The organism is Serratia sp. ASV30, from assembly GCF_016428815.1.
In the GTDB taxonomy this organism is placed as follows: domain Bacteria; phylum Pseudomonadota; class Gammaproteobacteria; order Enterobacterales; family Enterobacteriaceae; genus Chania; species Chania fonticola_C.
This window is the reverse complement of sequence record NZ_JAELTL010000042.1, coordinates 37361-48722: the sequence shown is the minus strand read 5'-3', so window position 1 is coordinate 48722 and position 11362 is coordinate 37361. Positions and strand designations below refer to the sequence as shown.

General features: G+C 51.4%; 11 protein-coding genes. 9 read left to right on the top strand and 2 right to left on the bottom strand.

What is annotated here, in order from left to right:
- Nucleotides 1–183 precede the first annotated feature (183 nt).
- The 6 genes from JHD74_RS17915 (at nucleotide 184) to JHD74_RS17890 (ending at nucleotide 5460) form a co-directional block, all read left to right on the top strand.
- Entirely contained in the window at nucleotides 184–885 is a 702-nt protein-coding gene (locus JHD74_RS17915; RefSeq protein ID WP_074031236.1) for an SDR family NAD(P)-dependent oxidoreductase, read from the top strand.
- Between the two features lie 43 nt (nucleotides 886–928).
- On the top strand, nucleotides 929–1168 hold the full coding sequence (locus JHD74_RS17910) for a hypothetical protein (protein WP_074031235.1): 240 nt from the start codon (nucleotides 929–931) through the stop codon (nucleotides 1166–1168).
- Between the two features lie 117 nt (nucleotides 1169–1285).
- A complete protein-coding gene (locus tag JHD74_RS26895) occupies nucleotides 1286–2212 on the top strand; it encodes a ketoacyl-ACP synthase III (RefSeq protein WP_199063204.1) in 927 nt (308 codons plus the stop codon).
- The gene (locus JHD74_RS17900) at nucleotides 2209–2892 is read left to right on the top strand and encodes an HAD family phosphatase (RefSeq protein WP_074031234.1); all 684 of its coding nucleotides are present in this window, start codon (nucleotides 2209–2211) and stop codon (nucleotides 2890–2892) included. The genes JHD74_RS26895 and JHD74_RS17900 overlap by 4 nt, the downstream gene beginning before the upstream one ends.
- Complete coding sequence (locus tag JHD74_RS17895; protein ID WP_074031233.1) at nucleotides 2882–4078, top strand: cytochrome P450; 1197 nt, start codon at nucleotides 2882–2884, stop codon at nucleotides 4076–4078. Before JHD74_RS17900 ends, JHD74_RS17895 begins: the two co-directional genes overlap by 11 nt.
- 26 nt (nucleotides 4079–4104) lie before the next feature.
- On the top strand, nucleotides 4105–5460 hold the full coding sequence (locus JHD74_RS17890; RefSeq protein ID WP_081375828.1) for a fatty acid--CoA ligase family protein: 1356 nt from the start codon (nucleotides 4105–4107) through the stop codon (nucleotides 5458–5460).
- Between the two features lie 27 nt (nucleotides 5461–5487).
- On the opposite strand, the gene JHD74_RS17885 is transcribed toward JHD74_RS17890, so the two are convergent.
- Entirely contained in the window at nucleotides 5488–6384 is an 897-nt protein-coding gene (locus JHD74_RS17885) for a LysR family transcriptional regulator (protein ID WP_074031232.1), read from the bottom strand.
- A 452-nt stretch (nucleotides 6385–6836) separates the two neighbouring features.
- Here JHD74_RS17885 and JHD74_RS17880 point away from each other — a divergent pair, with 452 nt between their 5' ends.
- The gene (locus JHD74_RS17880) at nucleotides 6837–7859 is read left to right on the top strand and encodes an NAD(P)-dependent alcohol dehydrogenase (RefSeq protein WP_074031231.1); all 1023 of its coding nucleotides are present in this window, start codon (nucleotides 6837–6839) and stop codon (nucleotides 7857–7859) included.
- Here JHD74_RS17880 and JHD74_RS17875 read toward each other — a convergent pair.
- A complete protein-coding gene (locus JHD74_RS17875) occupies nucleotides 7856–8740 on the bottom strand; it encodes an AraC family transcriptional regulator (RefSeq protein ID WP_223499722.1) in 885 nt (294 codons plus the stop codon). The genes JHD74_RS17880 and JHD74_RS17875 overlap by 4 nt on opposite strands.
- 221 nt (nucleotides 8741–8961) lie before the next feature.
- Between JHD74_RS17875 and yqhD the strand changes: the two genes are divergently transcribed.
- Complete coding sequence (gene yqhD, locus JHD74_RS17870; protein ID WP_199063203.1) at nucleotides 8962–10125, top strand: alcohol dehydrogenase; 1164 nt, start codon at nucleotides 8962–8964, stop codon at nucleotides 10123–10125.
- A 156-nt stretch (nucleotides 10126–10281) separates the two neighbouring features.
- Nucleotides 10282–11328 (top strand): NAD(P)-dependent alcohol dehydrogenase, encoded by a 1047-nt coding sequence (locus tag JHD74_RS17865; protein WP_024529133.1) that lies wholly within the window; start codon nucleotides 10282–10284, stop codon nucleotides 11326–11328.
- Nucleotides 11329–11362 lie beyond the last annotated feature (34 nt).

Genomic DNA, 11362 nt, shown 5'->3' with positions numbered 1-11362 from the left:
CCCCCCCCCCCCCCCCCCCCCCCCCCCCCCCCCCCCCCCCCCCCCCCCCCCCCCCTTTTCAAGCAGAAGACGGCATACGCGATGATACCTCCTGTCTCGTGGGCTCGGAGATGTGTATAAGAGACAGCTCTACAGTCGGCTCATTCGCCAATTATATTATAAAGCGCTGCTCTGAGGTTAACCATGCAATATAAACCACTCACACTGATCACTGGCACACGTAAGGGCATTGGCAGACACCTCGCACAACACTACCTGTCCCTCGGACATCGTGTTATCGGTTGCAGCAGGAAACCAAGCGATCTTGATATTCCCGGTTACGATCACTTTATAGTAGATGTAGCGAATGAAGCCTCTGTGTTAGAGATGATTGGCCGAATACGTAAGCAATATGAACGCCTGGACAATCTGATCAACAATGCCGGTATTGCCAGTATGAACCACTCCCTACTTACCCCTTATAGCACAGCCAAAATGATCGTTAGGACTAATTTTCTGGGCACTTTTCTACTGAGCCGCGAAGCAGCTAAACTGATGAAAGGTAATAAACAGGGAAGAATCGTTAATTTCTCCACCGTAGCCAAACCTCTCAAGCTTGAAGGAGAGGCACTGTATGCCGCATCGAAAGCTGCCGTTGAAACTCTCACCACAGTGATGGCCAAAGAACTTGCCTGCTACAAGATCACAGTCAACGCTGTAGGGCCAACGCCGATTATTACCGATCTAACTCGTGCTATCCCTATGGCGAAAATGAAATCCCTGATCGAACAGCAGTCCATAAAACGTTACGGAACCTTCGACGATGTTAATCACGTTATCGATTTCTTCCTATCAGCCCAAAGTAACTTCATTACCGGTCAGATCATTTATCTGGGTGGAATCTAAAACGTGGCCATTACAATGGTTCCACTCATCAGGAGATATAAACATGGACAAACTCGCCTTTAAAAAAGAGTTGGCTGCACTGCTTGAACTACACGAATCAAAACTCGACGACGAACTCCTACTGCAAACACTGGTTAACTGGGATTCCCTGGCAAAAATCTCTCTACTAGGCATATTGAGCGATCAGTTCAGCTTAACATTGTTCCCAGATATTCTCGACGAAGTACAAACCCTCGGCGAATTATACGAGGCCATTTCCCGCAGTATGCCTGAACCTATGTGAGTGTTTGTAATGATTTCCATCCTTCATGGTCTTTCGATCCGAGCACTGTCCTCTGCCCTACCCAGCCGGAGGCTAACGCTTGATGACTTCTCTGCCTTGTTCGGTGCAAGGGAATCTGTGCGTATAGCTAAAAGCACTGGCATCGACAGCGTTCGAATAGCTGGTGATCTGACCAGCGTCGATCTTGCTGCGGCGGCGACACATAATCTGTTCAGTAATGCGGATATAGATCCCAATAGCATCGATGCATTGGTTTTAGTGACCCAAACCCCTGACTCACTAATACCAGCAAGTAGTGCTCTGTTGGCGGCTCGTCTGAGGTTGAAGAAAAACATCGCCGCCTTCGATCTTAACTTCGGTTGCTCTGGTTACATTTACGGTCTTTATCAGGCCGCCATGTTGGTTTCGGCTGGTGGCTGTCGAAGAGTTCTATTGTGCACCAGCGACGTCATCAGCAAGCTACTAAGGCCCCATCAACATCACGTAAGAATGGTCTTTGGTGATGCGGCCAGTGCCACCTTAGTAGAAGCGGGTTCACACAGCTTCAGTTTTTCGTTTAGCACCGATGGTAAAGGGGCTGCGTATCTGAATACACCACTGAACTATCTGGTAGAAAGCTCCTGCAGCGCCGAGATCGGCAGCTTGTTTATGGACGGGGCACAAGTGATGAATTTCGCCTTGGAGAAAGTGCCTGCAGCCATACTCGGCTTCCTGGAGGAGCTCCAGATCGATGTCAGCAGCGTACCATTCTTTCTCCTACATCAAGCCAATGCCTTCATGTTGCAGTATCTGGGAAAAAAACTCGGTATCACCCAAGAACGCATTCCTTTGCAAGTGGCAAAAACCGGCAATACCGGCCCGTCCTCGATCCCTGTATTGCTCTCGACATCACCACATGCACAGCAGCTATGCCGCGACAACCTAGTTACCTGCGGTTTCGGGGTTGGGCTGTCCATTGGAGTTGCTCATATATCCCTGGGCAACACCCAGCTCATTCCCCCTGTGGATCTTGAGCAACCTCAAACACAAGGAAAAAACGCATGAACATTCAGGCAATCTGGTTTGACTTCGGTGGTGTGCTATCTCCATCTATCGATGAACTCTATCGAGTCTACGAAGGTAAAACCGGAATCGGTCGCCAACAGATGGAAGCAGCCATGCACGAAGTCGCTCATCCGTTAGGTGTTCAGTTCCAGGCGCCTATTGAACTAGCCCTGATGACCCAAGTGGAATGGGGGCGGGCGATGAGCGAAGCACTTAAAAAGCTTTATCCAGACATAGACATCAGCCACTGCGATTTCGATAACCACGGCGAGCAGTGGTTTGCAGGCCACGAAGTCAACATACACATGTTTAACCTATTCCATGAAGTCAAGACCAAAGGGATCAAGGCTGCCATCCTCACTAATAATGTTGTCGAGTGGGAAGCACCGTGGAGACGAATGGTCGGACTGGACAGCGTTGCCGATTGTATCGTTGACTCCTGCAAGGTCGGCCTTCGTAAGCCCGATCCGCGTATATTCGTTCTAGCTGCTGAGTGCCTAGGGGTCCCCGGCGAGAGCTGTGTGCTGATCGATGATGTAGAAGAAAACTGCGAAGCTGCACGTTCGGTTGGTTGGCAAGCTATTCATTTCGTTGACAACATTGAGACTCGAGACGCAGTTCGCTTCTTGCTCAACTCGCCGCAGACTACTAACGTAGTAGGTAAAAACCATGAACTCTAACAACTATCCCCATGTCACGGATATTCCCAACTTGGATGCAGTGCCTTACTACCAGGTCATTGAAAGTAATAATGATATTCAGCAAATACGACTTCCAAGTGGACATATTGCAACACATCTGACCACCTATGACGATTGCCGAAACTTCCTTGCCGACCCCGGCATTAGCAGAACATTGTGCAACGTTGAGGGCGGCCCAACCTTCTTGCCTGGCCCAACCCAGCCGGAGCTCTTACTTAATCTCGACAACCCAGCTCATATGCGCTCACGTGCAACAGTTACCCGCACCTTCAGCAAACGCAGTGTAGAAGGCCTTAGACAGCACGTTCAGCAGACCACGCGCAAAAACATTCAACTTATGCGTAGCGAACAATTGCCTGCGGATCTGTTCGCTTCCGTGCTCCAAGACCTAACCTCGTCAACAGTCTGTAAGATCTTAGGCATCCCTTTGCAGGATCGCGAAATTTTTCGCCCCTGGAGTCAGATCATCCAAACGGCTCCAGCAGACGATATTGCTGGTATCGAAGTGGCTGTTAAGGCGAGTTCCAATTATTTGATGGATTTCGTACAGGGACGCCGAAATGCTGAACCTGATGGTTTCATCCAGCAGTATGTCAACCATCGTTCAAGTACTCGTGACCCTCTGAGCGACGAAGATTTCGTCGGAGTCCTATCAGGTATTCTCTTGGGTGGCGATCACAACGCCCTATGTGTGATGACCAAGTCTATCTACACGCTACTTTGTGCACCATCCCTATGGGATTACGCTAAAAGCAACCGAGAACTGATACCTACACTAATCGAAGAACTCATCCGACTTATTCCAATCGGCAGGCTATCGACATTTCCCCGGATCACCACATGCACTGTAGAAACCAGCCGCGGGGAAATTCCCGCAGGTACCTGCGTCTACGCCAATGTATTTCTAGCCAACCGGGATCCGTCAGTCTTCACCTCGCCGCTTTTAATCAATCCCCAACGGCAAGACAAAGCTAAACATCTCCAGTTCGGTCATGGGATCCACGGCTGCATGGGGCATGCCCTGGCGCGCCTAGAGATTTCCATCGTACTGGCAACCTTGATAGAAGAACTGCCGGGTCTCGAACTTAGCCAGGCACCGGAAACCCTAGACTGGATCAACGGCACCGTCCTTAGACGCCCGAATGAACTGCCGATACGCTTTTGAGCAAACCATATAAAAGGAGTATTTAGATGAATATCAAACCCTTGATTGCCAATCTTGACGTTTTTACGAACAATCCATTCCTAAATACCGAAACACATACTTATAGCTATGCAGAACTCAAGCAGGAAGTCCTACGCCAGCTAAAATATCTTCAGGAGAATGATGTGGCACGGCATAGCACGGTGTTCATCCAAGGAGATTTTTCACTCTCCGGTATAGCCTTATTCCTTGCCCTGTATCAAAACGACAATGTAATTGCACTGAACACTGCGGCCAACGAACAGGAAATGGTAAACAAGCTCGCCGTGGCGCAGGCACAATACCTGATTGATACTGAGACGGCTCAGATTATACGTTACCCAATGAGCACACAGGAAAACCCATTGATGGAATCGCTTAAAGCCTGCGGACATGCAGGCCTGATTTTATTCAGCAGTGGAACCACGAGCGAACCTAAAGCGATGCTTCATGATCTCAGCCGTCTAGTAGAAAGCTACCAACATAAGCGCCCACGACGTCTGAGTATCTTCTTATTCTTACTTTTCGACCATATTGGCGGGATCAATACCCTGCTCAATATTCTCTCAATAGGTGGGACTGCAACTATCGCCAGAATCAAGAGCCCGGATGTTGTTGCTAGTCTCATTGAAAAATATCGCATCACAGTTCTGCCAACATCACCGACCTTCCTAAACCTGATGATCATCAACAATGTATTCATCCATTACGATCTTGGTGCGCTGCGCATGATCACCTACGGGACTGAGCCTATGCCGGAAAGTCTGCTCGTCACCCTTCGTGCACACCTGCCCCATGTCAAGTTCCTGCAAACTTTCGGCACTAGTGAAACCGGTATCATGAACACCGACTCCCTGTCGTCCGATAGCCTGTTTATGCGCTTTCAAGAAGGTGATACGGAATACCGGATCGTTGACGGTGAGTTGTGGTTGCGCAGCGCCACACAGATTATGGGCTATCTGAACCACAGTATGGACAATTTCACCAAAGATGGCTGGTTCAAGACCGGAGATCTGGTCGAAATCAATGAGGATGGCTACTTAAAGATACTCGGCAGGAGTAAGGAAATTATCAACGTTGGTGGCGAGAAGGTTTATCCCGCAGAGGTCGAGTCGGTACTAATGCAACATCCCCAAGTGAAGGACTGTAAGGCCTATGGTGAACAAAACGGGTTGACAGGACAGTTCGTTGCCGCCGAGGTTGTGCTAGACGCTGATTACGGCGAAACCTCAAACGACGTTCTCCGTGCCATACGGCAATTCAGCCGTGAGCGTATGGACAACTACAAGGTTCCGATTAGGCTCAAGATAGTCGAAGCAATACGATATTCCTCACGTTATAAGAAGCTGCTAATCGCTTCTTGATACTGTAGCAATGCCTGCCGACCAGACTCAGTAGGCGTTGCTCATCAAACCGTTTTCCCCTAGAAAATCGATAAAAGCACGTGTCTTCGGTGACAGTAACCGACTAGGAGACCAAACGACCCAAAAGTTGCCAGCGAGGCTAAGTTCCGGAATGACTAGTATCAATTCAGTACTGTCTAAGTATTCTTGGATCACAAAGTCAGGTAGATAAGCCAGCCCCATAGCATTACGACAGGCGGCTAATACCGCGTCAACACTATTCATGACCATTGCTGACTCCACATTAACCCGAACTCGCTCACCATTCGATTCGAGGATCCAAGGTTGAAGCTTTCCACTCGAGGGGAGTTTATAAGCAATACCCTTATGGCTGTTCAGATCTTGCAAATTTTGAGCTGTGCCATATATACGTAAATACTCTGGTGCTGCACATAAAACGAATTTGAAAGTACCGATTTTCTTAGCTACTAGACTAGAATCCGGTAATGTTCCACTACGAATGACCAAATCGAACCCTTCATCAACTACATCAACCATTCGATCACTAAAATCCAGATCGAGTTCTATTTCTGGATAGCGACTGCAAAACTCACGCATACTTCCGGCTATCAGACGATATCCCACTGCAGGTAGGCTCACACGTAACACACCTTTAGGGCGCACCTTCGAATTAGCCAAAACGGCTTCTGCATCCTCTAATTGTTGTAACAGAGAACGGCAACGACCGAAGAAATCTAAGCCCTCGCTGGTCAAACTAATCTGTCTTGTGCTTCGGTGGAAAAGACGCACCCCAATGCGTTCCTCCAATCGACTAACGCTCTTACCCACTGCAGAAGGTGATATACCTAATGTTCTGCCAGCTAAAGTGAAACTATTATTTTCGGCTGCACGAACAAATGCTATTAGCCCACTCAGATTATCCATCTCAACGCGATCTCCTTGATATTAAAACATGAAAAACACAAATCTATAACTTTAATATCATCACATAAAACCATTTTTCTCTCAGTAATACTATACCAATTACGCGCTGATTTTTTCCCATTTAGCCACATGCTCACATTGTAATGATATAAGTAATCAATAAACTCCTTAGATTAATATAAATCTACTATACAATTAGTGCATGAATACAAAAAAGTGTTTTCGCTTTCAAAGGGCATCGATAATTCTACGTAGCTCATTGAGAAACAAGCAACATGCATATTTCTGATAAGAGTTACTTAGACATTAAGTTAAACCGTGAGTTATACCGAAGCATTCAATCTTATTATTTGTAGCCTTTTAGGAAACAATCTTGTGAAATTTTATCGCCACTGGTGATTTTAAATCAACGCTATTATCTGTGAATATCTTCAACCCATCAGGAGCACCTCATGACCGAAACCATGCAACGTTGGACGATGAACGCCGTTGGGCGTGAACATCTGCAATTAACCGAGAGCGCCATTCCACAGCCCGGCCCACATCAGGTGCGGGTGAAAGTGAACGCCGTAGCGCTGAATTACCGCGATAAAATGGTGATAGAAGGCACCATGCCGTTGGATCTGCCGCTGCCGTTTACCCCAGCCTCGGATATGGCTGGCGTGGTAGACGCGGTGGGAAGCGGCAGCACGCGTTTTCGCCCTGGCGATCGGGTGATCTCTACCTTTAGCCCGGACTGGATAGAGGGTAAGCCTGATGGTGATGCGCGCATTCCACCTTATCGTACGGCAGGCGGTACCTATCAAGGGATGCTGGCCGAATACGTGGTGGTCGATGAAAACTGGCTGAGCGCAGCTCCCGGCACGCTAGACGATGCCGAAGCCAGTACCTTACCCTGCGCTGGGCTGACGGCCTGGTTTGCCTTGGTAGAACGCGGTCATTTGCGTGCCGGGGAATCGGTATTGGTACAAGGCACCGGTGGCGTTGCCTTGTTCGCGCTACAGATTGCCAAAGCCCACGGAGCACAGGTCTTTGTCACCTCCGGCAGCGAAGAGAAGCTACTACGTGCCAAGGCGTTAGGGGCCGATCACGGCATTCACCGCCTGCGAGAGGATTGGGTGGAGTCGATCTATCAACTGACGCAGGATCGCGGTATCGATCATATTGTCGAAACCGTTGGTGGCAGCAATCTGGTCAATTCACTACGCGCCGTGGCGATACATGGCCGTATCTCGGTCATTGGCGTGCTGGAGGGTTTTGATATTGCCATTCCAGCTAGCCTATTGCTGCTGAAATCGCCGCAGATCCAGGGCATCGGTGTAGGCCACCGCCGCGCATTGGAAGATTTGGTACGCGCCGTCGACGCCAACGGCATCAAGCCTGTCATCGACCAGCGTTACCGTTTCGATCAGCTACCCGCGGCGCTCGATCACCTCGATCGCGGCCCGTTCGGCAAAATCGTACTGACGCGTTAACCCTGCATGATGGCGCTATTGTCCCGCAGCCGGGCGATCTCATCGCTCGGCGTAATGCCAAACAGCCGCTTAAACTCGCGGCTGAACTGCGAAGCACTCTCGTAGCCCACGCGGATCGCTGCCGTGCTGGCCTTAAGGCCGTCATGCAGCATCAGCAAACGCGCCTTGTGCAGACGATACGACTTCACATACTGCAGCGGCGAGGTATTGGTCACCGCCTTGAAGTTATGGTGAAACGCCGACACGCTCATGTTCACTTCGTACGCCAACTGTTCAACGTTGATGTTCTCGGCATACTGATTCTCAATCCGCCGCAACGCCTTGGCGATCTGGCTGAAATGGGTATGCCGGTTAACCAGTTCCTGCAACGAAGCACCGCAACTGCCACGCAGCACGTAATAAAGCAGCTCACGCACGATCTGTGGCCCCAGCACCCGAGCATCCAGCGGTTTCTCCATCACGTCCAACAGACGCTCGGTGGCGCACAGCATTTCATCGCTAAGCACTGAGAGATTAACGCCGCTGCTTTCCCCCCTAGGCTGCATCAGATAATCGTCATCACCGATATCGATCAGCAGATCCTGTAGCATCTGGGTGTCGATATTGACCGCCAGCCCCACCAGCGGCTGTTCCGGGCTGGCAAAGGTTTCACACTCAAACGGCAGCGATACCGTCATCAGCAGGTAATTGCGCGGATCGTACTGAAACACCTTGCTGCCACAGTAGCCCACCTTGTGGCCCTGAAAGATGATGACAATACCAGGTTCATACATCACCGGCTGACGCGGGTAATATTCATCGCTATACAACACCTTCACCATAGGTACGGGCGTTGGGCTATAGCCTTTGGCGGCGGCAAAGCGCATCGCCTGGCGCGCCATACGGCTACGTAATTCAACGTTCTCCATCAGCAAGCCCCTCTAATCACCTGAATAATTCGACACGGATAATAACCATAAAGATGCTTTTTCTACAGTGTAGTGTAGAAATAGGCAAGACACCGACAGGAATGTGCATTGTGCGAGCGGGCCAGGTTACCGACAATAGACTCCAGCTATTTTGCGCCGCTGGCGCTTCCCTGACACGAAAAGAGAATACGATAATGCAAAACTTCATCCTCCACACCCCAACCAAAATCCTGTTCGGTAAAGGCCAGATTGCCGAATTAGGCAAACAAATCCCGGCAGACGCCCGCATCCTGATCACCTACGGCGGTGGCAGCGTGAAGAACAACGGCGTGCTGGATCAGGTCTATGCTGCGCTGGCTGGCCGTAACGTGCAGGAGTTCTCCGGTATCGAACCTAACCCGACTTATGAAACCCTGATGAAAGCGGTAGAAATCGTGCGGGCAGAAAAGATCGACTTCCTGCTGGCAGTCGGCGGTGGCTCGGTGGTTGATGGCACCAAATTCATCGCGGCGGCGGCCGACTACCAGGCCGATCGCGATCCGTGGCATATCCTGAAAACCGTGGGCAGCGAGATCGTCAGCGCAGTACCGATGGGTTGCGTGCTGACCTTGCCAGCGACAGGCTCCGAGTCCAACAGCGGCGCGGTGATCACCCGTAAAAGCAGCGGTGACAAACAGCACTTCTTCTCACCGCTGGTGCAGCCTCTGTTCGCCGTGCTCGATCCGGTGGTGACCTATTCACTGCCACCGCGCCAAATCGCCAACGGCGTAGTGGACGCCTTTGTCCACACCATTGAGCAATACCTGACTTACCCGGTCGATGCCAAGGTGCAGGATCGCTTTGCCGAAGGCCTGCTGTTAACGTTGCTCGAAGATGGCCCACGTGCGCTGGCCGAACCGGAAAACTATGCGGTACGTGCCAACGTGATGTGGAGTGCCACCATGGCGCTGAACGGCCTGATCGGTGCCGGTGTGCCGCAAGATTGGGCAACGCATATGCTCGGCCATGAACTGACCGCCATGCACGGCTTGGATCATGCGCAAACCCTGGCCGTCGTCCTGCCTGCCTTGCTGGTAGAGAAAAAAGCCCAGAAACGCGAAAAACTACTGCAGTACGCCGATCGCGTCTGGGGCCTGCGTGAGGGTTCCGAAGAAAGCCGTATCGACGGTGCAATCGCCGCCACCCGTGCCTTCTTTGAGCAAATGGGCGTGCCAACCCGCCTGTCTGATTATCAACTCGACGGTAGCTCTATCCCTGCGCTGCTCGAAAAATTGCATCAGCACGGTATGACCGCGCTGGGCGAGCATGGGGATATTACACTGGAAGTCAGCCAACGCATTTATCAAGCGGCACGCTAATTGCCAGCACACGATTTCATCGCAACATCACAGTTTCCTGCTAGGCTTTAGTTTCTACTTACCGTGCCCGACCGATCATCGGGCACGGTTGTGCGCCTTATCCGCGCTTTCGATCGCATCGCATAACATCGTCTCGTTAACCCATGGGAGAATTTTATGGCGAATCAATCCAGCTCCGTATCTGACAATAGCATTCGTGCCTGGGCCGCGCCCGGCAAGGGACAGCCGCTTGAACCTTTTACCTTCGACGCCGGTGCATTAGGCGACGATGAGATTGAAGTTGCTATTGATTACTGTGGCGTCTGCCACTCCGACCTCTCCATGCTGAACAATGAATGGGGCATGACCCACTACCCGTTCGTACCCGGCCATGAGGTGGTGGGTAAAGTCACCAAGTTGGGTGCCCATGCGCAGAACAAAGGGCTGAAGATTGGCCAGGTGGTGGGCGTTGGCTGGAATCGCGGCAGCTGTATGCACTGTCACCCCTGTATGTCTGGGGATCAGCATCTGTGCAACGAGGTACAACCTACCATTATTGGTCGCCACGGCGGTTTTGCCGATCGCATCCGCAGCCACTGGGCCTGGGCGATCCCACTGCCGGAAGGCGTTGACGTGACCAGTGCCGGGCCGCTGTTCTGCGGTGGGATCACGGTGTTCAACCCACTATTGCAATACGATGTCCGCCCGACACAGCGCGTTGGCGTGGTCGGTATTGGCGGCCTGGGTCACATGGCGATCCGCTTTATGCACGCCTGGGGCTGTGAAGTCACCGCCTTCACCTCGTCCAATAGCAAACGCGACGAAGCACTTTCGTTGGGAGCTCACCGCGTAGTGGCAAGCAATGACAGCGCCGCATTACAGGCCATTGCCAATCAACTCGACTTTATTCTGGTCACCGCCAGCGCCTCTTTAGATTGGGACGCCTTTATCGGTACCTTGGCCCCGAAAGGCCGCCTGCACTTCGTTGGGGCGATCCCCGACCCGGTACCCGTTCAGGTGTTCTCGTTTATCAGCAAACAGGCTGAACTTTCCGCTTCGCCTACCGGCGCCCCTTCACGCCTGGCTGACATGCTGGCCTTCTGCGCCCGCCATGGCATAGAGCCGCAGGTAGAACATTTTCCATTGAGCAAGGTCAACGATGCCATCGCGCATCTGGAGGCGGGCAAGGCCCGTTACCGTATCGTACTGGATATGCACGCTTGAGGTCGCAAACTCGGCAAGCACTGAGGTGGCGAAC

Excerpts from the sequence above, each read along its gene's own strand:
- JHD74_RS17915 (WP_074031236.1), top strand. The coding sequence starts at position 184 with ATGCAATATAAACCACTCACACTGATCACTGGCACACGTAAGGGCATT.
- JHD74_RS17910 (WP_074031235.1), top strand. The coding sequence starts at position 929 with ATGGACAAACTCGCCTTTAAAAAAGAGTTGGCTGCACTGCTTGAACTA.
- JHD74_RS17900 (WP_074031234.1), top strand. The coding sequence starts at position 2,209 with ATGAACATTCAGGCAATCTGGTTTGACTTCGGTGGTGTGCTATCTCCA.
- JHD74_RS17895 (WP_074031233.1), top strand. The coding sequence starts at position 2,882 with ATGAACTCTAACAACTATCCCCATGTCACGGATATTCCCAACTTGGAT.
- JHD74_RS17890 (WP_081375828.1), top strand. The coding sequence starts at position 4,105 with ATGAATATCAAACCCTTGATTGCCAATCTTGACGTTTTTACGAACAAT.
- JHD74_RS17885 (WP_074031232.1), bottom strand. The coding sequence starts at position 6,384 with ATGGATAATCTGAGTGGGCTAATAGCATTTGTTCGTGCAGCCGAAAAT.
- JHD74_RS17880 (WP_074031231.1), top strand. The coding sequence starts at position 6,837 with ATGACCGAAACCATGCAACGTTGGACGATGAACGCCGTTGGGCGTGAA.
- JHD74_RS17875 (WP_223499722.1), bottom strand. The coding sequence starts at position 8,740 with ATGGCGCGCCAGGCGATGCGCTTTGCCGCCGCCAAAGGCTATAGCCCA.
- yqhD (WP_199063203.1), top strand. The coding sequence starts at position 8,962 with ATGCAAAACTTCATCCTCCACACCCCAACCAAAATCCTGTTCGGTAAA.
- JHD74_RS17865 (WP_024529133.1), top strand. The coding sequence starts at position 10,282 with ATGGCGAATCAATCCAGCTCCGTATCTGACAATAGCATTCGTGCCTGG.